At 48.6% G+C, this 25,002-nt stretch carries 25 protein-coding genes and 1 riboswitch; of the genes, 17 read left to right on the top strand and 8 right to left on the bottom strand.

From position 1 onward, the window contains the following. Positions 1 to 30: 30 nt before the first annotated feature. Positions 31 to 135, top strand: a riboswitch (SAM riboswitch). An 80-nt stretch (positions 136 to 215) separates the two neighbouring features. Further along, complete coding sequence (locus KNQ14_RS12395; protein ID WP_023469638.1) at positions 216 to 1,526, top strand: Na+/H+ antiporter NhaC family protein; 1,311 nt, start codon at positions 216 to 218, stop codon at positions 1,524 to 1,526. 43 nt (positions 1,527 to 1,569) lie between these two features. On the opposite strand, the gene KNQ14_RS12390 is transcribed toward KNQ14_RS12395, so the two are convergent. Continuing rightward, complete coding sequence (locus KNQ14_RS12390) at positions 1,570 to 1,773, bottom strand: hypothetical protein (RefSeq protein WP_023469639.1); 204 nt, start codon at positions 1,771 to 1,773, stop codon at positions 1,570 to 1,572. Between the two features lie 157 nt (positions 1,774 to 1,930). On the opposite strand from KNQ14_RS12390, the gene KNQ14_RS12385 reads away from it, so the two are divergent. Beyond that, positions 1,931 to 2,743 carry an aldo/keto reductase gene (locus tag KNQ14_RS12385; protein WP_047390745.1) on the top strand — a complete coding sequence of 271 codons (813 nt, stop codon included), beginning with the start codon at positions 1,931 to 1,933 and terminating at the stop codon, positions 2,741 to 2,743. Positions 2,744 to 2,866: 123 nt separating this feature from the next. Here the strand turns inward: KNQ14_RS12385 and KNQ14_RS12380 are convergent, their stop codons facing one another. The 3 genes from KNQ14_RS12380 to KNQ14_RS12370 all read right to left on the bottom strand — a co-directional run bounded on the left by KNQ14_RS12380 (position 2,867) and on the right by KNQ14_RS12370 (position 7,494). Further along, positions 2,867 to 3,328 carry a hypothetical protein gene (locus KNQ14_RS12380; RefSeq protein WP_023469641.1) on the bottom strand — a complete coding sequence of 154 codons (462 nt, stop codon included), beginning with the start codon at positions 3,326 to 3,328 and terminating at the stop codon, positions 2,867 to 2,869. 85 nt (positions 3,329 to 3,413) lie between these two features. After that, positions 3,414 to 4,859 carry an alanine/glycine:cation symporter family protein gene (locus tag KNQ14_RS12375; protein WP_214861195.1) on the bottom strand — a complete coding sequence of 482 codons (1,446 nt, stop codon included), beginning with the start codon at positions 4,857 to 4,859 and terminating at the stop codon, positions 3,414 to 3,416. A 181-nt stretch (positions 4,860 to 5,040) separates the two neighbouring features. Continuing rightward, positions 5,041 to 7,494: a CoA-disulfide reductase gene (locus KNQ14_RS12370; protein WP_214861194.1), complete on the bottom strand. Its 2,454-nt coding sequence runs from the start codon at positions 7,492 to 7,494 to the stop codon at positions 5,041 to 5,043. 200 nt (positions 7,495 to 7,694) lie between these two features. Between KNQ14_RS12370 and KNQ14_RS12365 the strand changes: the two genes are divergently transcribed. The 9 genes from KNQ14_RS12365 to KNQ14_RS12325 all read left to right on the top strand — a co-directional run bounded on the left by KNQ14_RS12365 (position 7,695) and on the right by KNQ14_RS12325 (position 16,529). After that, the gene (locus KNQ14_RS12365; RefSeq protein WP_023469644.1) at positions 7,695 to 8,222 is read left to right on the top strand and encodes a type III secretion system chaperone family protein; all 528 of its coding nucleotides are present in this window, start codon (positions 7,695 to 7,697) and stop codon (positions 8,220 to 8,222) included. Between the two features lie 156 nt (positions 8,223 to 8,378). Beyond that, a complete protein-coding gene (locus tag KNQ14_RS12360) occupies positions 8,379 to 9,563 on the top strand; it encodes a hypothetical protein (protein ID WP_050678469.1) in 1,185 nt (394 codons plus the stop codon). Between the two features lie 26 nt (positions 9,564 to 9,589). Next, complete coding sequence (locus tag KNQ14_RS12355; RefSeq protein ID WP_214861193.1) at positions 9,590 to 10,501, top strand: NAD-dependent epimerase/dehydratase family protein; 912 nt, start codon at positions 9,590 to 9,592, stop codon at positions 10,499 to 10,501. Then, positions 10,483 to 11,337, top strand: a complete 855-nt coding sequence (locus tag KNQ14_RS12350) for a lysylphosphatidylglycerol synthase transmembrane domain-containing protein (RefSeq protein ID WP_214861192.1) — start codon at positions 10,483 to 10,485, stop codon at positions 11,335 to 11,337. Before KNQ14_RS12355 ends, KNQ14_RS12350 begins: the two co-directional genes overlap by 19 nt. After that, complete coding sequence (locus KNQ14_RS12345) at positions 11,334 to 12,770, top strand: alkaline phosphatase family protein (RefSeq protein ID WP_214861191.1); 1,437 nt, start codon at positions 11,334 to 11,336, stop codon at positions 12,768 to 12,770. Before KNQ14_RS12350 ends, KNQ14_RS12345 begins: the two co-directional genes overlap by 4 nt. Next, a complete protein-coding gene (locus tag KNQ14_RS12340) occupies positions 12,767 to 13,495 on the top strand; it encodes a glycosyltransferase family 2 protein (protein ID WP_214861190.1) in 729 nt (242 codons plus the stop codon). Before KNQ14_RS12345 ends, KNQ14_RS12340 begins: the two co-directional genes overlap by 4 nt. Further along, positions 13,492 to 14,226, top strand: coding sequence for a hypothetical protein (locus KNQ14_RS12335; protein WP_235515952.1), 735 nt, complete (start codon positions 13,492 to 13,494; stop codon positions 14,224 to 14,226). Before KNQ14_RS12340 ends, KNQ14_RS12335 begins: the two co-directional genes overlap by 4 nt. Positions 14,227 to 14,238: 12 nt before the next feature. Further along, complete coding sequence (locus tag KNQ14_RS12330) at positions 14,239 to 15,156, top strand: FTR1 family iron permease (protein ID WP_023469651.1); 918 nt, start codon at positions 14,239 to 14,241, stop codon at positions 15,154 to 15,156. Beyond that, complete coding sequence (locus KNQ14_RS12325) at positions 15,153 to 16,529, top strand: hypothetical protein (RefSeq protein WP_214861189.1); 1,377 nt, start codon at positions 15,153 to 15,155, stop codon at positions 16,527 to 16,529. The genes KNQ14_RS12330 and KNQ14_RS12325 overlap by 4 nt, the downstream gene beginning before the upstream one ends. Positions 16,530 to 16,601: 72 nt before the next feature. Here the strand turns inward: KNQ14_RS12325 and KNQ14_RS12320 are convergent, their stop codons facing one another. Next, entirely contained in the window at positions 16,602 to 17,168 is a 567-nt protein-coding gene (locus KNQ14_RS12320; protein WP_214861188.1) for a GNAT family N-acetyltransferase, read from the bottom strand. 99 nt (positions 17,169 to 17,267) lie between these two features. After that, positions 17,268 to 17,885 carry a YitT family protein gene (locus KNQ14_RS12315; RefSeq protein ID WP_064300662.1) on the bottom strand — a complete coding sequence of 206 codons (618 nt, stop codon included), beginning with the start codon at positions 17,883 to 17,885 and terminating at the stop codon, positions 17,268 to 17,270. A 411-nt stretch (positions 17,886 to 18,296) separates the two neighbouring features. On the opposite strand from KNQ14_RS12315, the gene KNQ14_RS12310 reads away from it, so the two are divergent. Further along, positions 18,297 to 19,646 carry an FAD-dependent oxidoreductase gene (locus KNQ14_RS12310; RefSeq protein ID WP_214748676.1) on the top strand — a complete coding sequence of 450 codons (1,350 nt, stop codon included), beginning with the start codon at positions 18,297 to 18,299 and terminating at the stop codon, positions 19,644 to 19,646. Between the two features lie 205 nt (positions 19,647 to 19,851). On the opposite strand, the gene KNQ14_RS16935 is transcribed toward KNQ14_RS12310, so the two are convergent. Next, positions 19,852 to 20,079: a VOC family protein gene (locus tag KNQ14_RS16935; RefSeq protein WP_371743353.1), complete on the bottom strand. Its 228-nt coding sequence runs from the start codon at positions 20,077 to 20,079 to the stop codon at positions 19,852 to 19,854. A gap of 114 nt (positions 20,080 to 20,193) precedes the next feature. Beyond that, entirely contained in the window at positions 20,194 to 20,334 is a 141-nt protein-coding gene (locus KNQ14_RS16930) for a hypothetical protein (protein WP_353047626.1), read from the bottom strand. Positions 20,335 to 20,465: 131 nt separating this feature from the next. On the opposite strand from KNQ14_RS16930, the gene KNQ14_RS12300 reads away from it, so the two are divergent. The 5 genes from KNQ14_RS12300 (at position 20,466) to KNQ14_RS12280 (ending at position 24,977) form a co-directional block, all read left to right on the top strand. Continuing rightward, positions 20,466 to 21,350 carry an SDR family oxidoreductase gene (locus tag KNQ14_RS12300; RefSeq protein WP_214861187.1) on the top strand — a complete coding sequence of 295 codons (885 nt, stop codon included), beginning with the start codon at positions 20,466 to 20,468 and terminating at the stop codon, positions 21,348 to 21,350. Positions 21,351 to 21,472: 122 nt separating this feature from the next. Beyond that, on the top strand, positions 21,473 to 22,024 hold the full coding sequence (locus KNQ14_RS12295) for a maltose acetyltransferase domain-containing protein (RefSeq protein WP_214861185.1): 552 nt from the start codon (positions 21,473 to 21,475) through the stop codon (positions 22,022 to 22,024). Between the two features lie 97 nt (positions 22,025 to 22,121). Then, positions 22,122 to 23,006 (top strand): hypothetical protein, encoded by an 885-nt coding sequence (locus KNQ14_RS12290; protein ID WP_251138394.1) that lies wholly within the window; start codon positions 22,122 to 22,124, stop codon positions 23,004 to 23,006. 19 nt (positions 23,007 to 23,025) lie between these two features. Then, entirely contained in the window at positions 23,026 to 23,709 is a 684-nt protein-coding gene (locus KNQ14_RS12285) for a response regulator transcription factor (protein WP_023469660.1), read from the top strand. Continuing rightward, entirely contained in the window at positions 23,706 to 24,977 is a 1,272-nt protein-coding gene (locus tag KNQ14_RS12280; protein ID WP_214748679.1) for a sensor histidine kinase, read from the top strand. The genes KNQ14_RS12285 and KNQ14_RS12280 overlap by 4 nt, the downstream gene beginning before the upstream one ends. Positions 24,978 to 25,002 lie beyond the last annotated feature (25 nt).

The raw sequence follows: 25,002 nt of genomic DNA, 5'->3' as shown, positions 1-25,002 counted from the left end.
AAACGTGTTTTACAACAATTGAATGACTTCTTTTTATCGCGAGAAACGGAGGGACTGGCCCAATGATGTTTCGGCAGCGGACGATTTGATTCGTACTGTGCCAAATCCAGCAAGCGAAAGCTTGAGAGATAAGAAGAGCGTCTTTATTTCATAAAGACCTCCTTCTTTCTTGCGAAGGGGTCTTTTTTGTATCTTTGAGAAACGAGGTGTCAACAATGAATGAAACGATCACGCCTAACAAATGGGCACTGCTTCCCCTCGTCGTATTCCTGGTCCTCTTCATCGGAGCCGGAATCTTCTATGACGACTTTTACAAATTTCCGATCCTTATCGCCGCATTGATCGCTTTGATCTTTGCTGCAATCACAACGAAAGGATCCATCAATCAAACGGTCGAACGAATCGCAACGGGTGCCGGAAATCCCGATATCATGATCATGGTCTTCATCTTCTTATTAGCCGGTACGTTTTCTGGAACGGCAGAAGCAATCGGTGCCATCGATGCAACCGTCAATGCTGCTTTGACGTTCCTACCTCCGTCATTACTGATGAGTGGTCTGTTCATCATCGCTGCCTTCATCTCGATGGCAATGGGAACATCGACTGGAACGATTGCTGCACTCGCGCCGATCGCCTTCGGTATTCATGAAGCGACAGGCATCAACGTTGCGATCGCAGCAGCGTCAGTCGTTGGTGGTTCGATGTTCGGCGATAACCTGTCGTTCATCTCGGATACAACGATCGCTGCCGTCCGTACCCAAAAAACGAACATGCGCGATAAGTTCCGGACGAACTTCATGATCGTTCTCCCAGCTGCTATCTTGACAATCATCTTACTTGCGTTCGTTTCTGGCTCTGGCGATGCGGTAACGGCCAAAGCATTCGAGTTCTACAAGCTGATTCCATATCTCGCTGTCATCGTCCTTGCGCTATTTGGTGTCAACGTCATCCTTGTCCTCGTCGGTGGTACATTGCTCACTGGTATCATCGGTATGATTGACGGTAGCTTCGGCTTAAGCGGTTTCGTCCTCTCGATGTCAAAAGGAATGATGGGCATGGCGGAGATTTCCATCTTGACACTCCTCATGGGTGGTCTCGTCAGCTTGATCACGTTCAACGGTGGAATCGTCTACTTGAAAGAGACGTTGACGCGCAAGATTTCTCAGCGTCGCGGTGCCGAATTCAGTATGGCAGCACTCGTCAGTGCGACGAATCTCGCAACGGCGAACAATACGATCTCGATTCTCGTCGCTGGACCACTGGCGGCTGAAATCGCTGATACGTACGAGATTGATCGTAAGAAATCAGCGAGTATTCTCGATATCTTCTCTTGTGGTATCCAAGGCATCATTCCGTATGGCGCGCAACTCTTGATTGCAGCAGAATTGACGAAAACGGCTTCACCGGAACTGATTCCGTATCTGTTCTATCCGTTCCTGCTCTTCGTCTGTGGATCGATTGCCATCTTCTTTGGATTGCCACGTATGAAGAAGACAGCGACGAAGCAAGAAAGAATTTCTTCGTAACCATAAAACAGGTCCAATCGCGTCGACGATTGAACCTGTTTTATTATTTTTTCTGCTTCGCTTGTCGTTCTAAGATTAAGTAAGCGATTGCCGGAAGCGGGAATTGAACGAGTCCAGCACCTCCCCAAACCCATGGATTACGTCCTGACTTTCGCGCACTAAGAAACAGACCCACTGCCTGCGTTACTAACAAGGCGCCAATGCTAAGCCAAGTACATTTGGATAGCTTTTTATTCTTTTGAGCCATCTTTTCTCCCCCTCTTTTAACACACGATTAAATCTCATGATTCTTTTCTATTTTACCTTATTTCATTCTTCCATGAGCATGGAAACGGACGTCTTCGTTCGTTCATGCTAAACTAAACGAGCAAATCTAAACTACGTTTTATGAGGAGGAGTAACACATGCAATACGCAAAACTTTCAAACGGTATTACGATTCCCCAAATCGGATTTGGTGTCTGGCAAGTAGATGAAGAGACAGAAGCACCTGCTGCTGTCGCTGAAGCATTACGTGTCGGTTATCGTCATATCGATACGGCTGCTGTCTACAAAAACGAGCGCGGTGTCGCAAAAGGAATCAAGGAAAGCGGCGTGAAACGTGAGGATCTCTTCTTAACGTCAAAAGTCTGGAACGATGATATTCGTGCCGGTCGGACGAAGGAAGCATTCGCAGAATCGCTCGAACGTCTCGAAACAGATTATCTTGACCTTTATCTCATCCACTGGCCGGTCGAAGGCTATATCGAAGCGTGGAAAGCAATGGTTGAACTGTATGAAGCAGGCAAGATCAAAGCGATCGGTGTCTCGAACTTCAAAGAACATCACCTCGATACATTGGCAGAAGAGGGCTTGATGGCACCAATGATCAACCAAGTCGAGTTGCATCCACAATTACCACAACATGAACTGCATGAATACTTGCAAGATCACAACATCCAAGTCGAAGCATGGAGCCCACTCATGCAAGGAAAATTCCTCGAAATTAACGATTTCAAGGAAATCGCAGAGAAGCACGGCAAGACACCTTCACAAGTCGTCTTACGTTGGCATCTCGACAACGGCATCGTCGCTCTTCCAAAATCCGTTACACCAGAACGCATTGCGGAAAACTTCGACGTCTTTGATTTCCAACTCGATGCCGATGATCTTGAGAAAATTGACCGTATCGCAACGGATGTCCGCCTCGGACCGGATCCGGACGAAATCGATTTTTAATCTGACGATTCACGTAAAAGAGAACGTCTTCCATATGAAGTTGTCTTGATTCATCTGAACGACGAGAGACCCGTTTCCAGTCTACGACTTGGAAGCGGGTCTCTTTTTTATGATTTTAGCTGATCAGACATAATAAATTAAAATCGTATCTTCCGCTTCTTCTGCCTTTTGAAAATAGGCGCGTAAATCGGCGAACTGTTCCCAGACATCCTCGAATTCGCCCGGTGTTCCGGCTTCATCATGAATCGAAGCGAGTGCCCGTTGATCGAAATTCCGCATCACCTCAGCCGAGATGATGAGGAGTGGCAAGGGAAGAATGCCTACAATCGCCGCTTTCTCCTCATTAACGATCAACTCTTCGCCAACGATCGCTCGTCCCAGGTTGTAATGCGTGTCTTGATCAATATAGATATCGATTTGATTCATCAAATGATAGATGGCATTCGTCTGTTCGAGAGCGAATAATTGTTCATGATCGGGTTGCGTCTCATGAATGAATAATATCCAGTCCATGATGATGTGGGGATCGTTTCCGAACGACTCCCAGACCGCATCCGTGACGCGGACGAAATGTACGTTTTCCATTCTCCCCCTCCCTTCTGTACTCTGTATTCCCTTTTTAAATTCGTTCTATACAAAAAAAGAGCCAGATTTCTCTGACTCCCTTTCCTTAGATCGCTTTTTCGTCTTTTTCTGATTCTTGCCATGCTTCAAGCGTATCTTTCCCTGGCAAGTTCGGAATCGAGTCCGCATAAAACCGTGGCTCTTTCCCTGCTTTTCGTTGTGTCATGTAATCATCGAGAGCCAGCTTCGCTATCTTTGCAAGACGGAAAATCGCATACAGATTGACAATCGCCATTAATCCCATGAAGATGTCCGCTAACGCCCACACGAGACTAGCCGACTCGACAAGTGAACCGAAGACGATCATGACGAGGACGAGTACGCGGTATGCCATCATGACTTGTTTATTTTCACGGATGAAGTTGATGTTCGATTCACCGTAGTAGTAGTTTCCGACGACGGAACTAAACGCAAATAGGAAGATGGCGAGTGCCATGAATCCTGTCGCAAATGATCCAACTTGTGATGCAAGTGCGCCCTGTGCTAAATCAATACCAGCTAAGGCATCTCCATTCGCATCTTTTGTCGGAACTCCACTGACGAGAACGATCATCGCTGTCGCCGAGCAGACCATCAATGTATCTACGAAGACCGCGAATGATTGAATCAAGCCTTGTTTGACCGGGTGAGAGACTTCCGCTGTTGCTGCTGCGTTAGGTGCCGAACCCATACCGGCTTCGTTCGAGAACAAACCGCGACGAATACCATTCAGAACGGCCGCCCCGATTGCTCCCCCTGCTAATGTCTTAAACTCGAATAATCCTTCTTGGAAAATCAATTTAAAGACACTTGGTAATACTTCAAGATTCGTCACCATGATATAGAGGGCGATTAAGATATAACCACCTGCCATGATCGGAACCATGAATGAAGCGACTGTCGCAATACTGCGGACACCGCCAAAAATGATCAGTGCCGTCAAGACGACTAATCCGACCGTAATCCATATCTTATCCACGCCATATTGACTTTGTAGAGAAAGCGAGATCGTATTCGATTGGACAGAGTTGAAGACAAAACCAAATGAGATCGTGATCAGAACACTAAAGACGATTCCTAACCAACGTTGTCCAAGAGCTTTTTCCATGTAATAGGCTGGACCACCACGCCATTCTTTTCCGTCACGTACCTTGTAAATCTGAGCAAGCGTACTTTCGACGAATGCTGACGCCGATCCAATCAAGGCAATTAACCACATCCAGAAGACTGCTCCCGGACCGCCGAGTGCGATTGCAGCCGCTACACCCGCGATGTTTCCGGTACCGACACGTGCTGCCGTACTGATCGCGAATGCTTGAAACGGGGAGACACCGTCTTTTCCATCATCTGTCCCTTGGAACAATAAGCGAATCATCTCCGGAATCATCCGGAATTGAACGAATCGCATCCGAAATGTAAAATAAATGCCTAACACGACGAGTAACGTGATCAATACATTCGTCCATAAGTAATCATTTGCTCGATTTACTAGTTTCATCACTTCTTTTTCCATCAAATCTCCTCACTTCCATCCATCTTTTCTCTCTATTTGTATGTAAGTTTTTTTCACATGTGATTTATCATACGCAATTTTTTTTGAAAAATCAAACTCATCTATACCTTAGGACGCAAAAAAAGTGTCAAACCTCACATCAGATGTCAGGTTTGACACGTTCACATAAACAGTTTTTAGATTAGATGAACAGATTCAGATTGGCACCGTCCGTTGCACCAAGATAACTCGCGACACCACCATAATCGATATCATCCAGTAATTCCTCTTTCTTGATGCCCATGATATCCATCGACATCGTGCAGGCGATCATACGGACACCGGCTGCTTGCGCTTTTGCCATCATCGTTTCAAGCGCATCGACTTGTTTGTCCTTCATGACTTTTTTCATCATTTTTTGACCGGCTCCTGCCATGTTCATGTTCGAGAGTGGCAGCTCCCCGGCATGTTTCGGCATCATCATGCCCATCATCCGTTCAATGCCGGCTTTCTCGACTGCCGGTGCGTCTGGTTTTCGAATGATGTTCAAGCCCCAGAACGTAAAGAACATCGTCACTTGTTTCCCCATCGCTTGTGCACCTTGCGCAATGACGAAAGAGGCAAGTGCTTTATCAAGATCACCACTGAAGACGACCATCGTCGCATCATCTGCCGGATTGACTTGAACCGGTGCTGCAGCAGGTGTCTCCCCTTGCCCTTTTTCAAGCAAGACCTCGACGACTCCCTGATTCATTTCAGCTGAATGGACCGTGTGACCTAGTTTTTTCGCCCATGCTTGAACATCCGGCAAGAATCCTGGATCCGATGCCTTGACGAAAATTTGCTCGCCGTCCGTCATCTGATCGATTTTTGTTTTCAGCTCTAAGATTGGACCTGGGCACTGTAAGCCGCACGTATCGAGCAGCGTCACTTGTTCCGGTGTAGTCTTCGTTTTCGGCTCACGCTCCGTTACCGTCACAGCTGTCTCCTCCTTCACTTGGCTTCGCGCTTCTTGATCACGATGGACGACCGACCATGTTTTGTAGCCGCCGCTTAAGTTTTTCACATCATAACCGTGTTGTTGCAATAGTTGGCTCGCAACATATCCACGTAATCCGACTTGGCATGTCACATAGATCGTTTGATTCTTCGGCAGATCAGTCAACTTCTCACGTAACGTCGGTAACGAGATATTGACCGATCCTGGAATGGCGCCTAACTCGTTTTCCGATGGTTCACGGACATCGAGTAATAAGCCGCCATTGGCGACGATCGCGTCAATTTCGTGCCAATGAACGTTCGCACTGTCACCAAGCACGATGTTCGACGCAATATATCCTGCCATGTTGACCGGATCTTTCGCTGAACTATACGGCGGTGCATATGATAGTTCAAGATCTGGTAGATCAAGCACTGTCAATCCACCTTTGATCGCTGTCGCGAGGACATCGATCCGTTTCTCGACTCCTGTCATACCGATTGCCTGCGCTCCGTAGATCGTTCCTTCGATCGGATCAAATAATAACTTCATCGAAATTGGACTCGCCCCTGGGTAGTACCCCGCATGCGATCCCGGGTGGAGATGCACGGCTTCGTAACGTAGACCGAGCTGACGTAACCGTTTTTCGTTGTTGCCGGTCGAAGCGACTGTCAAGTCGAAGACTTTTGCTACCGCTGTTCCGAGCGTGCCGCTGTATCGAACGTCGCGTCCTGCGATGATGTCAGCAACGAGGCGTCCTTGACGGTTTGCCGGCCATGCGAGCGGAACATGTGTCGCTTCCTTCGTGATATAATCTTTGACTTCAATCGCGTCACCGATCGCAAAGATTGATGGATCGGATGTCCGCAGTTGGTCGTCGACTTGAATCGTCTGTTTGATTCCAAGTGTTAAACCTGCATCTGCTGCGAGCGTGTTCTCCGGTGTAACACCAATAGATAGAATATTCATCTCTGTTTCGATCACGCTTCCGCTTGTCAGGACGACACGGCGACCTGCCTCTTCAAAACGAGCAACGCCATCTTCTAGAATCAACTCGACACCTTTCGCACGAAGATGTTCATGAACGATCGCTGCCATTTCCGGGTCAATCGGAGCCATGACTTGATCCGCCATCTCAACGAGGGTTACGTGCGCCCCACGTTCTGCAAGATTTTCTGCCATTTCAAGACCGATGAATCCACCGCCGATGACAAGTGCTTTATCAGGACGATTTGTATCAACGTATTCCCGCATCCGGTCCGTATCTGGGATGTTCCGTAACGTAAAGACGTTCGTTGCGTCATCGAGTCCTGGAATGTTCGGACGGATCGGTTTTGCACCTGGAGAAAGAATCAGATGATCGTACGATTCATCGTATTCTTCACCCGTTTCGACGTTGCGGATCGTGACTGTCTTCGCTTCACGGTTGATCCGAATCGCTTCCGACAAATTGCGGACATCTAAATTAAACCGTGCATGCATGCCTTCTGGCGTTTGGACGAGTAATTTATTGCGATCTTTGATGACATCTCCGATATAGTAAGGCAGTCCACAGTTCGCGAACGAAATCTCTTTTCCTCGTTCAAGCAAAATGATTTCTGCCGTTTCGTCAATCCGACGCAGTCGTGCTGCAGCCGTAGCGCCACCAGCGACGCCGCCTACGATGATCGTTTTCATCTGATGATTCCTCCTCGATTTTCTATCTGCCACTTAATATACCCTGTCAGGTATGTATTTTCAAGTCAGTTGCTCTCAGATTCACAAACATGACATATCTCTACTCTTTTGTATTTTCTTCCTATCTTAACGGACATTAGTTGCAATTCCTTCTGAAATGCTTGAAACTGAATTTATAGTATATAAAGGGGGATTTTGCAATGGACCAGGAACGTAACTCGAACGAATCAAACGAGAACAATAAAGTGACACCGATTCACCAAGATCGTCAACCCGAAACAAACGAGCAAGGAATCGCGCCGCAACAGCAACAACACTTGGAAGCTTTTCAAGCTTTCCTCGTTGAAAAAGGGATTCCAATGGAAGCACGTGAGAATGAGACACACGTCTTCTTCATGACACAAGAAAAAACACCTGCTGGAGCAGAACCGATGATGATGATCGTCTTCAGTAAGACGACGACAGATGTCGAATTGTTCGCTCGTACGGTGACACACGTACCAGACGGTGTCGAGGATCTCCCGATTCTTAACGCCATCAATGACTTCAACCAAGAGTTCAAATACTTCCGCGTCGTTCTCGACAGCGACCGTGATGTCACGATCGCATCAACGATTGATCTTGATCACGGCTTTAACCCAGCTGCCATCTTCGGACATTCTGTCATGATGTTCCAAGCATCAGACGAAGTCTACACGTATTTGACAAAACTGTACGAACAGTTCTAATTTCTCATTTTAAAACGGCTTTGGAGCCCTGCTCCAAAGCCGTTTTTTTCTTTAAAGTTCAATTGACAATGAGAATTATTCTCGCTATAGTTAGATTTGTGAAAACGACTACATGACGGAAAACGTCTTATTAATTCTTCTGGGGGAATCACGATTATGAAAAAACGTTTAAAAGTAGCTTCTATCTTCATGGTAGCCGGTATCTTGGCTGCCTGCGGTTCGAATGAAACGGATACGACTGCACCGAAAAAAGAGAAAACGGAACAGTCGACAGAAACAAAATCAGCAGATGCGGGGATCGCTGCAACGACACTGACAGATGAATTGACGATCTTCAGCTCAATCAAAACAGAACTCGACAAAGCAAAAGAAGGACAAGCGATTGATTGGAAGATGGTCAAGACAAGTTATGAATCGAAACTAAAAGGTGGTGTCGAGACGACAGCACCAGAAATCGAACAAGTCATCCAGTCTGCTTTAGCAGGTGTTGAAGCGAAGGATCTCGATGAGAACATCGCTCGTCAACTCGTTGATAAAGGTCTACAATCGTATTTCTATAAATTACAAAAAGCAACGCAAGCAAAAGCTGAAGAAGCACTCGTAGCTGGTAAACCGGAAGCTGCAACGGAAGCACTCAAGGATGTTGAAGCGATGGCGAAGACCGTCTTCATTCCGACAGCTGAAAAACGGGACGCGAGCTACGGCTTCAAAAACGAAGACGCCATCGCTCAAGCGATCACATCAGGTCTTGCAGCTCAGCAAGAAGCCATCGACGCGAAAGAAATCGGTGACTTCAATGTTGCGAAACAAGTGACGGATAAATCGATTTATCGTTCCTTCTATTTAGCTGCACTCGGTTATGCACAAAAAATCGAGGATGGCGTCAAAGCCGGCACGGACGAAAAAGAATTACAAATGGAACAAGCAGAAGGATATGGCTTCCTCCTCGCGATCGAAGAATCATTAGCGGGCGGAGACGAAGAGGCTGTCAAAACACTGAAAGAGCGCTATGATTTCTCAAAAACAAAGCCAGCTGACGTTTCTTACAAAGAAATCGAAGGATTGTTCGCAAAAGCGTTGACTGAAAAAGTCGACGGTTATCATGAAGAGGCACAAGAAGCGATCGAGAAGAAAGACGTCGATACAGCACGTGCAGAAGCAATGGAAGCGAACATGTTTGTCGTTGCGATGAAACCGACGCTTGAGAATCGTCTCGGCAAGGACAAAGCAGCGCAAGTCGCAAAAGACGCAAACGAATGGTTCGCACTCGTCGAAAAAGGCGACGTCAAGGCCGAAACGACAGGCGAACGGATCACAGACGCACTCGAACCACTTAACTAAGAAGGAAATGGAAACGGAGGGATAAGATGAATATCGGAATCACAGGAGGTGCCGGCTTCATTGGCGCCGCCCTCGCCCTCCGGCTCCAGCAGCACCATACCGTCCATGTACTTGATGCTTTCACGGACTACTATGATGTTCAGTTAAAAGAAGAACGAGCAGCTGCATTAAGACGTGCCGGGGTTACCGTTACGACGGGTGACGTTCATCACGATCTCGACGCCTGGATGGAGACATCGTTCGACGCCGTCTTTCATCTCGCAGCTCTTCCAGGTGTTTCGCGTTCGCTCAAGGAACCGCATCACTATATTCGTGAGGACATCGATATGACGGTGACCTTGTTAGAAGCCGCAAAAAGACATGGCATGCCGCATGTCTTTTTCGCGTCTTCTTCTTCCGTTTACGGGGAACAGACTGGTCCGCTGAAAGAAGATCAGGCAACGGGACACGTCGCCAGCCCTTATGCGGCAGCCAAGTATAGTGCCGAAAGCTTTTGTCATGCTTATGCTCATTTATATGATGTAAACGTGACGCTGTTTCGCTTCTTTACGGTCTATGGTCCTTCGGGTCGTCCTGATATGGCGCTGTTTCGATTCATCGAACAGGCATTACGCGGAGAGGCACTCACCGTCTTCGGTGATCCGATCCGTGACTTCACGTATATCGATGACATCACCCGTGGAATGGAACAGGCGTTGCTGGCTCGTGCAGTCGGGACGTATAACCTCGGCGCGAATCAGCCGGTCTCCGTCCGCACTCTAGCTGAACGGATCGGTCAACGGTTTGATGTGCCCGTGCAGACTCAAACTGCACGACGTGGGGACGTGACGATGACATGGAGTGATACGACGGCTGCAAAAGAAGCATTCGGTTACCAACCGTCAATCGAGATCGATGTTGGACTGGAGCAGGTGATCGCGTGGCATCAAAACCGCTGATTCGAACGTTTCTGTATCTGACGCTTACCGGGCTTGTCATCTTTTTACTGCTCCGTTTTTTCTTGGAGTTACCGGTCTCGTATCGGTACATTGAAGCTTTATTCAAGAGTCCCTGGACGATCCTTGCGACCTTGACGTATGCGATCGCCTTTTATTTACGCGCGGTCGCCTGGCGCCGCGCCGATGCCAAACGTGCACCGACTGCTGTATACCTGTCGAGCCTGTATCTCGGACTGACGATCAATCATCTCTCACCGGTCAAACTGGGAGAGATGATCCGACTCGTGACGGCGAGAGCCGTCGGAATTCCATGGAAACAGACGAGCGCGATCTTCGTCTTACAACGAAGTATTGACTTGATCGTTCTGTGTACCTTCATTCTGATCGGTTGGTTGTTTCACCCAATCGTCTTGCTCGTCGCGCTCCTTGCGACCGCGTTATTGCTCGTGTTACGCCGACATGTCCCGCATCTCCCATCGCTCGTTCTGTTCGGAACGCTCGCTTGGGCAGTCGAGGCACTCGCCGTCTTCCTCCTCTTGCACGGAGCAGGTATCGATGTGTCCTTCCCGACGACATTGATTGCGATGAGTGCCGGTGTCCTGTCCGGTGTGATTCAGTTCACGCCGGGTGGCCTCGGTACGTATGAACTCGCGATGGGTACAGTGTTACGGCAAGCCGGTGTTGCCCATGCGTACGACGTTGCCTTGATGACGCACTTCTTTAAATATGCCTTTGCTTTTCTCATTCCGCTGTACGTTCTCATTCGGCATCCGGCTACGCTTCGGTTGTTGGTTCGTCAGCTCAAATACACTGATTGGAAAGGAGGAAGACGATGAAAAGTGCTTCTCGCTTTGAAAAATTCGCAGCACGCGCCTGGAACTTACTCAATGAAGGAAAACCCTTCACACCCATTTTTACGATCGGCGTCTTCTTGACGTACGCCTTATGGACGCAGATGCCACTCGCAGAAGCTGGTCTTGGTTTCATCGTGACGCTTCCTTTATTTATCTTGCTTTGGCGTTATGACTTTCCGTTATTTTTACGAAATTACCTTTGGATCCCGGTCATCGTTTGGCTGTTCCTTCGGGGTACGAATGCAGATTACTTACCTTTGTTCGCCTATGGCGCAGGTCTCTATTTCTTCTTTACGATTTTTTTCTGGGGAACGATCTATTATCATCTCCGGATCGGAACGCGCTGGACGAACTTCACGCGTTTTTGGAAACTCGTTCTGAAGAATAGTGATTCGACAAGTGGTAACGCGCAGGAGCAACTGCCTAAGGTTGCTCTGTTGCTCATGTACTGGTGGACGGCAAGTGACGCATCGACACTCGACATGACGTTCATCTGGTTCCCAATTGGTCTATTCGTCTTTGCATGGATTTTACATCACTACCTGTTCGACTGGAAACCGAAGTTGCCCGAGACAATGACGGCAGATGCCGATCTTCCGACTTCAGAAAAAGTCTATGTTCTGATTGTCGACGGGATGCGTAAAGATCGCTACATGGCAGCAAACACGCCGTTCCTCGAACGATTGCGTCAGGAAGGAACGGAATATACGAATATGGAGACGGTTTACCCTGCCCGGACCGTTGTCTGCTTCAGTTCGATGTTCACCGGTGCTCGCCCAGAAGATCATGGTATTCATTCGAACATGGTCTGGAATACGACCGGCGTTAAAACGGATACCGTCTTCGATCGCCTCCGTGCCGTTGATAAGTCAGGAAAAATCCTTGGTATCGCACACCTTGTCGATGCGTTCGGTTCAACTGACGTACGGACCGTCACGGCAGTCATGCATAACGATGTTGCGGATCGAAATATCGTAGAGCGTGCTAAACAAATCGTCCATGAAGAGGATCCGGATCTGCTCGCGATTCAGTTGATCGGAACGGATCAAACAGGACACAGTCGAGGCACTCTCTATTCCGAGTATGTCGAAAAAATCGAGGAAGCGGATGCGCTCCTTTCCGAGTTTTGTGAGGAGCTCGATCGCCTTGGTAAACTCGAGGATGCGACACTTATCGTCATGGCGGATCACGGTCAAGCGGACGGAATCGGTGGACACGGTCACTTGGATGAAGGCGAACGGTTCGTCCCGTTCTGGATGTATGGTAAGAACGTTCATGCCGGTCTAAAAGTCGATACGCACCGTCATATCCTGTCACTCGGACCGACGATCACCAAAATCCTAGGGGCAGACATCCCGCACGATAGCCGTGGTGTGCTATTGACAGAAGCGTTCAAGGAGGCGAAGTCTAAATGAAGATCATCGTCTTTTTACCAGCCCACAATGAGGAAGTGTCGCTCCCGCTCGTCTTAAAACGAATTCCGGACATGATTGACGGCATTCCAGTCGAGACCCTCGTCATCGACGACGGCTCAGTGGATGCGACGAGTACGATCGCGCGTCAACACGGCGCACATGTCTATCGGTTCGAACAGAATCAAGGACTCGGCGCTGCAGTCCGGGAAGGACTCCGCCAGTCCTACGAGCTCGGCGCTGATGTTGCTGTCATGATTGATGCCGACAACGAATATCCGGCCGATCAAATTCCGGATATCGTCCGACCGATCTTACACGATCAGGCCGACTACGTATTCGGTTCCCGCTTCCTCGGTACCGTCGACGGGATGCGGCTCTATCGCTATATCGGCAATCATGTCTTCACGTGGTTGCAATGCCTTTTATTGAAACGTAAAATCCATGATGGTCAAAGTGGGATGCGTGCTTTTTCACGCGCAGCGTGTCACCATGCTGAGATCATTCACGATTATAACTATGCCCAAGTATTGACCCTCAATCTCGTCCGAAAAGGCTTCCGCCTTCACGAAGTCCCGATTCGTTATCGGGTCCGGGAAGCAGGAAAGTCCTTTATCCGTCCGAATTATGTCCAACGTGTCCTCCCAGCGATTTACCGGGAGTGGCGACGACCGATCACACAGCTTAGCGTTGAAGAACGCATGGAACGAAAGGAGCACCTCGGATGAAACGCCTTCTTTTGCTACCGCTCCTCCTGCTCTCACTGTTCGTGAGCACTTCCACGGTTTCCGCTTATAGTTACGGAGACCCAGGAAAGGAAGCTTTTGCGGAAGCGTATAAACAATTTGAAGAACAACTCGATGCCAAGGATTACGCGCTTGCGAAAGAGACGCTTGCCGCCTATGATAAAGAATTCAAACTGTATTTCCCTGAAGCGAAAGCGAAGATCGACACGGCTCTCGAACAAGAAGATGCAGAGGCTGCCAAACAAGCGTACCGCGTCGCTCTCCGTCAAAACATCGAACGTCGCTTGCACTTTGCTGAAGAGCAGTTCGAGGACTTCGGTCAAGCGAAACTCTTACTCGCGAAAGCCCGCGGGACATACGATGTGCTCGCACCTTACGTCAAGGAAAGCAAGGATGCACAAACATCCGATGACGTGTATACTGCATTTGATGAATCCTTAAAAGCACTCGGAAATCCTGGTCTGTTTGGGGTCGGGAAAAAAGCGAGTGATGAAGAATCCTTCAAGAAGAACATTACGATGATCGAAGATACGTTGACGCCTCTTTTCGTCCTGCCGGGTGAAGAAAAAACAGGCGTCTTCACAGAAGAAGACTCCTTCCTCGGTCAAACGTTCGGAACGGACGCGATTTGGAAATTGATTGCGCTCGGACTCGTCATCGTCCTCATCGTCATCGTCGTCATTGGTCAATGGAAGAAGAAACGCCGCTCATAAGGAGGAAGACAGATGGATTTTCAAGCGTTTTTGATTACGCTTCGGGAGTGTCTCGAGGCTGTTCTCATCGTTGGGTTGATCTTAGGTTATCTCGATCGATTGAACGCTCCACAATATAAAAAGTGGGTCTACGCAGGTGTAGGGTTGGCACTTCTCGCTAGCCTTGGTGTCGCGTTCCTGTTCCAAGTCGTCTTTACGAGTTTTGCGAGCTTCGGAAGCGATACGTATCTCCGTCTCGGCATCATGATGGTCTCCGTCTTGCTCTTGACACACATGGTCCTCTGGATGGGAAAGGAAGCGAAAGAGAATCAAAAAGCCTCCCAAGCGAAGGTCGCCGCTGCCGTCTCGACGGGTAGTGCCATCACGATGATCATCCACTCCTTCCTCGTCATCGTTCGAGAAGGAATTGAGACCGTCTTCTTCTTCGCTGCCATCTCAGGTGGGGAAATCGAAAAAGTACTAACGAGTTATGGCGCGGTTTCCGGTCTGTTACTCGCCTTGATCTTCGGATACTTATTCGTTTCCGGCTCTATGAAGATTCCCGTCAAACGCTTCTTCCAAGTGACGGGCGTACTCATTCTATTCATCGCAGCCGGCATGCTCGTCCAAACGATTGGACGCTTCCAAGATCTTGGTTTGCTCGGTAGTCTTTTGATGAATGCTGACGGCACACCAGCTGCTGTATATAACATCGTTGGCTTCATGCCGGAGCACTACATCGATCAGGTACAATACTTGCGTGATACAGGAAACTCGACATTGATCAGTGGACAGATCGGAACGTTCATGGCCGCGATGTTCGGATACAGCCATAACCCATCGCTCGAACAAGTCGTCGCTTGGTGGGGCTACTTCGCCTTTGCCGGTTGGATGTTGCTCCGTCAAAACAAACCATCGAAGTCATCAAAGTCCTTACAGGAGGTTTCTTGACCGTCCGAAGCGATCGTTCACGTCCGCGTGGACGATCGCTTTTTTGGATCACGCTGCTATTCATCGGTGGCTGGATTGGTTTACGGATTATTTACGTCAGTCCCTTCATCGCGAGCTACGATATTGCGAACTTCACGTTAGCTGTGACCGATTATGATTTGGCTGATTTACGTCCGCACTTTCCGGGTTATCCCTTTTTCATTTTATTTGCCAACCTGTTTCTGCCACTAATGATACCTGTCAAAGCGCTCGGACTCGTCTCCACATTAGGACTGGCAAGTGCGCTCTTGCCACTTTACTCGCTCTTTCGCCGTCATGCGTATGATACGACTCGGCTGATCGCTGCCTTTACCGTTCTCTCCACTGCCTCACTCGTGACGTTCGCTGCGACCGGGATGTCGGATGGGCTTGCCCTCGGACTACTCGTCTGGTACGGCTGGAGCATCGAACGCGCACGGCATCAGATTCGTCGCTGGCTTCCGTATCTTCTGTTTGGTTTACTGATGGCGACTCGACTGTCCTATGCGCCATTTGGTTTCATGTTGCTTGTCCTGCTGTGGCAAGTACGGAAGGATTACTGGCTACTCTTATCCGAGTGCGCCCTTCTTGTTATGGCGCAGCTGGCTTGGTTGCTACCGGTCGCTTTTTCTGTCGGTGGACCCTACTCGTTTCTTCAATTATCAATCCGCTTCGTCAGCGGTCATTTTTCCGATTGGGGTGGTTCTGCTCAGACCGATGATGCTTCCATCGTTCAACGATTTGCCCAGACGTTTCAGCAACTCTTCTGGCATGGAATCGGCTATGGCACATGGATCGGACTAGTGTCTGGACTGCTCCTACTCTTACGCAGACGTTGGACGATCGATGTCGCTTGGGGAGCGACGGCTGGACTCTATTTCGTCTGGGTCTGGCTCGGACAAAATATCGATAAACCCCGTCACGTCTTACCGCTTGTCCTGTTGCTACTCATCTGGTCGATCCGTCAGCTTCCGTTGCGGATGTATCTGCCGTTTTTAGTCGTTCAGTTGACGATCGGTAGCCTCGCGTTGAACGAGCAAGCCACGCGTCCTCCGGCGACGATCGAACTAGCGCGTTACGTAGCGACTCTTCCAATCGGCGCGACAGTCTTTACCGATGAGGAAGCTCGCCAATTCCAGTCCGAACGACCGGATGCCGCAATCGTTCCGATCGGTTCGGTCAGTAAATGGAACGCAGAACCAAAATCCGATCAGAGTTACGTGACTGGTCGATTGCTCGAGCGCCTTCACGCCCAAGGCGTGCGACCAAACGTCAAACAAATCGCCCGCTTCACGAGTGATAGCCGCTACGAACCAGAAGACGCGCAAGCGATGCTGTATCAACTAACGCCTTGATGGCAGAACTGCATGCATACGAAAAACCATGTCGATTCCCGAATGACACCGTGGAAATCGACATGTTTTTTTTCATTGCTGCGTATCGTAACGACGTTCCATATAATCAAAGGTACCACCGCTGATTTCAATCGTCCGAATCGGTTCGAAGCCGAGACGACGATACAGGCGCTGTGCCCCGGCGTTTGTTTGATCAGCGTTTAAGGTGAACGCTTGTAGTCCTCGTTTCTCGCCCTCTTCCGCTGCTGCCTGCAATAGTTCTGTTCCAATTCCTTTTCCACCATGACGCGCGTCAACCGATAAAGTATCCAAGTAATAGACCGGTCCTTCCGTCTCGACATCGATCTGGATATCTTGACCCGTCCAACGTTTCAGTTGTGCTTTGATCGGTTCGTCGAGTCGTTTCGCATCCGTCCCGGCATATGCAATGACGATACCTGCTACTTCACCCTCGATGATTTTCACGAGGATGTTCTCATGGCTCAGTCGATTTCCTGTTTCAGCGACGAAATACGCGAGTCGCTCTAAAACTTCCTCCCGCTTTGTCGTTCCCGTCAGTGTCTCAGCAATCTCATGAATCGCCTGCTCAATCAACGGGGCAATCTGTTGCGCTTCAGAAGCATGTGCTTGTCGAATCATCTCATCCTTCTCCTTTCGTTTTTTCTAATCCATGAACCTGAAAAATCGGACTCGACGATGTCGAATCCGATACATGATTTTGTTAAACATTCATCTGTCTCACTGCGTGACTTTTTGTACGACAGGTGCCGGTACGATGACAGGCTCCCGTGTCATGACAGCAACGACACGTCCAGCGATCGCTACAGCCAGTAACGTATATAACGTTAAGCTGAGCGGCAGATAGACGAGTGAGATGACTAACACGATGGCATCGAGTCCGAACAAGATCGTTCCGATCGATAGACCTGTCAGTTTACTGAGTCCCATCGATAGCAAATCGTCTCCACCTGTTGCCGCTCCACTTTTCAAAACAAGTCCGAGACCATATCCGGTCACGATTCCGCTAGCGATCGCTGCGATGAGCGTCGCTGGCCAAGCCTGTTCTGGAAAGTGGAACAAATCGAGTCGGTGCCACATCTCATAAAAGACTGATAACGCACCTGCTGAAAGTAACGCTTCGCTGACGAAACGTTTCCCTTTGAAGTACAAGGCACCGATGAAAAATGGAATATCGAGCACGATCATTGAGATCGAAGGATTGATATCAAAAAAGTATCGACCGAGCAACGATAATCCGATAAAGCCGCCTTCTGCTAATCCGAACTGTTCATTCAATGTGTAGTAACCGAACGCCATGATCAGCGTCCCGGTTAAGATGGTTGCGATTCGTTTCATGTTTTATTGTCCTCTCCCGTTTACATCGTGGGAGAGGTTTTATACGTCCCGTTTGGGTATTCATCTATTTTCGCTCTCCCTGATTTTTATAAGCCATTACCGTCTTGTTCGTTTTGACCGGTACTGCTAAAAATCAGGTAAGCTGAATAGATGATTGGTCCTCTCGGTATCCATCGGTTTCCACCCCTTCATTAAAAATCTACTTTCATTATAACCCGAATTTCAGTAACTAAAACAGTTTTACGCATTCTTCACATAATCCAAACACTTTTGCTCACTCATTCACAATTTAGACAAGATTATGCTCAATATTGAACAAACTACTTGAAAACGACCTTGTGAAGGATTACACTAAGTATATCAAACGAATGTGATATTTATCACAAACAAAACACAAAGGAGACTTTACCCATGAAAGTAGCAGTCATCGGATGTACACACGCAGGAACAGCAGCAGTCAAAGAACTCGCTTCGCAACAAGACGTCGAGATTACCGTTTATGAGCGGAATGACAATGTATCGTTTCTCTCTTGTGGAATCGCGCTTCACGTCGGTGGTGTCGTCAAACATGCGGAATCACTTTTCTACTCATCACCAAGTGAACTCGCTGAACTCGGCGCTGAGATGCGTCTGAAACATGATGTGCTTGAAATCGATAGTGAACGCCAAACGATCGTTGCGAAAAACCTCATGACTGGTGAAGTCGTTTACGATACGTACGATAAACTCATCATGACGACAGGATCATGGCCAATCATTCCGATGCTTCCTGGCATCGAGTTGAATCAAATCGAGCTCTGTAAAAACTATCACCATGCTCAAACAATCATTGAAAAAGCGACAGAAGCACAACGGATCACAGTCGTTGGTGCAGGGTATATCGGTGCTGAACTCGTCGAAGCGTTTGAAGCATACGGAAAAAACGTCACGTTCATTGATAGTGCGGATCGCATTCTCAACAAATACCTCGACCGCTCATTCACTGACGTCATCGAACGTGAATTGACAGACCGTGGTATTCGTCTCGAACTCGGGCAAACCGTCCAAAGCTTCAAAGGGGAAAACGGCGCTGTGACACACGTCGTCACAGACAAAGGAACGTTCGAAACGGATCTCGTCATTCTCTGTGTCGGTTTCCGCCCAAGTACGGAACTCTTAAAAGGACAGGTCGACATGCTACCGAACGGTGCCATCATCGTTGACGATTATATGCGCACAAGCAACCCGAACATCTTTGCTGCTGGTGACAGCTGTGCCGTCTATTACAATCCAGCTCGGACACATGCCTATATTCCACTCGCAACGAATGCTGTCCGGATGGGAACATTGATTGGTAAAAACTTGCGCGCACCAAAGATTCGTTACCAAGGAACACAAGGCACATCTGGTCTTCGCCTATATGATTTGAACATCGCGTCGACTGGTTTGACAGAAGAAGCGGCACCCTTGTTCGGACTCGAAGTGAGTAGCACGACAGTCACAGATGCGTATCGCCCAGAGTTCATGCCAACAGCAGAAGACGTCCAATTGAAGCTCGTCTTCGAGACAGCAACCCACCGTGTCGTCGGTGCACAAATCATCTCAAAAGTTGATTTGACACAAGCGATGAACACACTGTCTGTCGCGATTCAAAACGATATGACACTTGAAGAGCTCGCTTTCGTCGACTTCTTCTTCCAACCGCACTACAACAAACCGTGGAACTTGCTGAACCAAGCAGCTCTGCAAGCGATGAATGAGCGTCAATCCGCTCGTGTCTAAGCGCATTACACGATCAATCAAACAAGCAACGGATCACCGTTGCTTGTTTTAGACTGAAGACAACGTGCAATTTTTCTCTAACGAGAAGGATTGCACTTTTTTGTTCGTCTCGCATCGTTTTCCTGGGACAAGCATCGCGCCGCTTCGCTTCAGGGTCGCTCCTACTTGTTTTTCCTTAGGAAGCGATTTCGAATGAAAACACCAGTTATATCGTCTTTTTCTCCGATTCAGTCTCAAATAGATGTTGCCAGTCTTGATACGGCATCGTGCCGTTCACCGTCTCCATGTCAAAGCGTAACGGTGCAATCAACTCGAGTGAATTTCCATCTGGATCCTCGAAGTAGATCGCCGCGTGCGCATGTGGATGGTTATCGAGAACGAGCGGTTGATCGGCTGCCGCTACACCAAAGGCGGATCGGACGATAATGCCCATCTCCTTTAACCAGTCCTATGCTTTATCGATATTTTCTTGCTCCATTCGAAACGCCACATGTCGAATCGATGGATGATACGGTAACTCGGCTTGACCGGCTTTCCATAAACCTAATCAACTCTTGCCGTGCTCGATCCAAAAGAAAGCGACGCGTTCATTTTGGAACGCACATGCAAGTCCCAATTTTTCATAAAAGGCAATTGATCGTTCAAGTTCTTTGACCGGTAAATGAGCTTCATACAATCCAGTAATCATCTTCTTCACACTCCTCTTTTTCTAGTGTAAACCATCAATTTCCAAATTTACTACGATCAGAAACGTTTAATCCGACCTGTTGAGGGAACATACACCCTATACCAAAACCAACTTTCAGGAGGAATGTTTACATGGCTGCATCGAAAAATCCGTTAACCCAATACTTCAATGACGATTTCCCAAAACAATATCAGGACGCACCAGCGGTTCAAGCAAAAATGGAACCTGTTCCCGATTGTGGCGAAGAGAGTTATAAAGGCTCTGGCAAATTGATCGGCAAAAAAGCACTGATTACGGGTGGCGACTCCGGCATCGGCCGAGCAGCAGCCATTGCCTATGCTCGTGAAGGGGCTGACATCGTGCTCAACTACTTACCGGAAGAACAACAGGATGCGGAAGAAGTCAAAGCACTCGTTGAAGCAGCAGGACAAAAAGCATATCTCTTACCTGGTGATTTAAGTGATGAAGCGTTCTGTGGACAACTCGTCAAAGAAGCACACGAATCGCTCGGCGGGCTCGACATATTGGCACTTGTCGCTGGTAAACAACAAGCCGTCGAAGACATTCTCGACCTGTCGACGGAGCAACTACGCAGAACGTACGAAATCAATGTCTTTTCCCTCTTCTGGGTCGTCAAAGCAGCCTTGCCACTCTTGAAAGAAGGGGCTTCGATCATTACGACGACATCCGTTCAAGGATATAACCCAAGCGCGAACCTCTTGGATTATGCATCGACAAAGTTTGCTATCAACGGTTTCACGCGTGGACTTGCTAAACAAGTCGCGCCAAAAGGAATCCGTGTCAACTCCGTCGCACCTGGTCCGATTTGGACACCGCTTCAAATCTCGGGTGGTCAGCCAAGCGAGAACATTCCAGAGTTCGGGCAGGAAACACCACTGAAACGCAGTGGTCAACCGGTCGAACTATCAGATGTCTATGTCTTCCTCGCTTCAGACGCTGCGAGCTATGTCACGGCGCAAATCTATGGTGTCACAGGCGGAATTGAATTGGCATAAGGATTGAATTTCGACAGGATAGCTTCGGCTATCCTGTTTTCGCTTGTCTTAACGGGATATCAGTTGCATCACCGGGTACCATTTAGTCTAATGAAAGTAATAACGATGAAGGAGTGAATCAGATGACTGAAAAAGAAAAGATGATTCAAGGGGAACTCTACTTAGCACAAGATTCGGAACTCGTAGCTGACCGTATCCGGGCACAATCGCTCTGTTATGAGTTCAATCAATTGAGTGTCCATGATGGGACTAAACGGAAGGCACTTCTTCAACAATTATTCCAGACGGAGCAAGCCGACTTTTACATTGAACCGACCTTTAAATGTGACTATGGCTACAACATTACGTTAGGGGCTCGCTTTTATGCCAACTACGACTGTGTCTTGCTCGATATTTGTCCGATCACGATTGGCGACAACTGCATGCTTGCTCCAGGAGTACATATCTATACTGCGACCCATCCACTCAATCCTGTCGAGCGCAACAGCGGTTATGAATTCGGAAAACCGGTCGCTATCGGAAATAATGTCTGGATCGGTGGACGCGCGGTCATCAATCCCGGTGTGACGATCGGAGATAATGCTGTCATCGCCTCAGGAAGTGTCGTCGTTAAGGATGTACCGGCAAACAGCGTCGTCGGTGGAAATCCGGCTCGAATCATCAAGACGATCTAATTCTCATCAAATTCTAATCTGTTCCTCAGCTTCCTTTCACGTGGTCTGGTTATTCTATGTATAAGAACAACAGCCACTACTAAAGGAGGACATCATCATGACTGAAAAACGAACAAATAAAGGGAATAAACGTTTCAAAAAAGGAATCGCTACACTTGCCGTAACGGGTACAGTCTTAACAGGAGCCGGCGCGTTCCTCCTCTTCACAGGTCCAGGACACTCTCTCGTCAACTCGACGGTCACCACTTCACAGCAGGCAGAGCAAAAAGTCGAAGCTGCTTCGCGCCAAGTCGAACAAAAGCTTCCAGCTTCGATGCGTGACGATCAGGAACTCGAAGGCACATTACAAAAACTATCGAATCGTTCAATGACGATCGACGTCAATGGTGACGCTCAGACGTATGACTTTGCTTCGTCAGTCGAACGCGAAGCCGTGCAAGAAGGCGATTGGGTCAAAATCGATCTGAATGCGAATCAGCAAATCACGGAACTGGAGCGAGAAAATCAAGACGATCGGAATGACCGAGAAGACGATGGCAATCGCTCAGATGATTCATCAGACGATGCGAATGAACGATACGGCATCCTTCGTGCCCTATCACAAAGTGAATTGACACTCGAACAAGATGGGCAAGAGACGGTTTACGCGATTGCGGATCGTGCGGAACGTGATGCTGCGAAATCTGGGGATATCGTAAAAATCGAATTGAATGCAGACGGTCAAGTCCGTGAAATCGACAGCGAAGATGACGACGAGGATCGTAATGCTACACGCGACGAAGACCCTGACGATGCACGGGAACAAGAAGTCCGCGGCACGCTCGCTAAAATAACGAATCAAGAGATCATCATCGAACAAAACGGTGCACAAAAGTCATACTCTCGTGCATCAAACATGGAACAAGATGATGACGTCCGAGTCGGTGGTTCCGTCAAACTTGAGTTGAACGCGTCAGACGAAGTAACAGAAATCGATGAATGATCATTAAAGGAGGATGTTTATGCCAACCACCATCTTAATCGTTGAGGACGATGCGAAAATCGCACGCCTCCTTGAACTCGAACTTCAATATGCCGGGTACGCGACACGTGTCGCCTCTAACGGAAAAGATGGTCTCGCTGCCGCTGAGCATTCGGTTGATCTCGTCTTACTCGACGTGATGATGCCGGAGCTGAGCGGCTTCGAGGTGTTGCGCAGGCTCCGCGGAAAAGGCATTCATGTCCCCGTCATTATGCTAACGGCACGTGGAGAAGTTTACGATAAAGTCGCAGGACTCGACCTTGGTGCGAATGATTATGTGACGAAACCGTTCGAGATGGAGGAACTACTTGCCCGGATCCGGGCGTTACTCCGCACTCCGGCTTCAACGAATAACGCATCGCGCACGTTACAGTTCGCTGATCTTGTACTCGACCTTGATCGACACGAAGCATTTCGCGATGAATTGCGACTCGATTTGACACCACGTGAGTTCGAACTCCTGACGTATTTACTCGAAAACAAGGAACATGTCCTGACACGCGAACAAATCCTAAATCGCGTCTGGGGGTACGATTACTTCGGCGAGACGAATATCGTCGACGTCTACATTCGTTATCTTCGGAAAAAAGTCGATGCCCACCCTCCTGCTTTGATTCAGACCGTTCGTGGGGTTGGTTATGTGCTGAGGGAGGCGAACCCATGAAGCTTCGAACGAAACTTGCTTTATCCGTCACCGCCTTTACGACACTTTTATTGTTGCTTTCGTTCATCGTCGTGACCTTCGTCGTCCGCAATCATTTGATTGAATCGCGTTATACCCAACTGGAACAGGCGGAGGAATTGATGGAGGATGATTCATCGGTCCGGGCATTACTGACGCTTCATGAAGATTCCGTCGTCTTATCGAACGAAGATGGACGATGGGTCATTTCAAACGATGAAGAGGATGACGACTCTTCTACCGTTAACGGAGACGTACGAGCAAGTGACCTCCCCGGTATCCCGCGCTCGAACGAACCTTTCAAGTCTGGAGATTGGTTCGGTATCGTCCATCAGGATCAAGCTTATTTGTTCGAAGATGAAAGCGTCGATGATACGATCTCGACACTCGTCTTGACCTTCGCCATCGTGTTGGTCGTTGGCATCGTCATCGCGTTCATCAGTAGCTTCTGGATTGCGTATCAGACGCTCCGCCCGCTCAGACAACTGAATGATACGATGCAACGGATCTCGTCTTCTGGAACGCTTGAGACCGTACAGACCGAACGCGATGATGAGATCGGTCGCCTCGGTCGCGTCTTCAATCAGATGATTGGGCGTGTCGATCAGACGATGGAACAACAACGGCAGTTCGTCGCTGATGTCTCGCATGAGATGAAGACACCATTGACGGTCATCGAAGGCTATACGCAATTGTTGAAACGATGGGGCAAAACGAAGCCGGACGTCCTCGATGAATCGATTGAACACATCTTGCAGGAGACACACGCGATGCGGACGACCTTGATCGAACCCATGCTCGAACTGTCTCGTCTCGGCTATGAGGAAACGTCTGTTGAAGAGATCGACTTAGCCGAGCTTGGCAGCGAACTCGCCGATCGGATGTATCACGCGACAGGGACGATCATCCCTGTTGATGCCTCTGGAACGATCCGGGCGAATCGCGAAGCGGTGTTACGCATCTTGACGATTTATATCGATAACGCCCTGAAGTATGCCACTTCTCCTGAATTACATCTGCGCCAGGAGCGACTTGCTGTTCTTGACCGTGGAACATCTCTAACGAACGAAGAACGTGCTCGGTTATTCGATCGGTTTTACCGACTTGATGCAGCACGTGATCGTTCAGGAAGTGGACTCGGATTGTCGATTGCCGCAGCACTTGCGACGACACACCATTTTCAGGTCGGTAGTGAAGCGCGTCAGCCAGATGGCAGTTGTTTCTATCTGATTCCCGAGCAGTCTAAATGAAACTTTTTCTACATTTGTGTCGTAC

Origin of the sequence: Exiguobacterium sp. s161 (assembly GCF_018619045.1) — a bacterium.
Taxonomy (GTDB): domain Bacteria; phylum Bacillota; class Bacilli; order Exiguobacteriales; family Exiguobacteriaceae; genus Exiguobacterium_A; species Exiguobacterium_A indicum.
The sequence above is the reverse complement of the archived record's forward strand: the minus strand, read 5'-3'. Positions and strand labels throughout refer to the sequence as shown.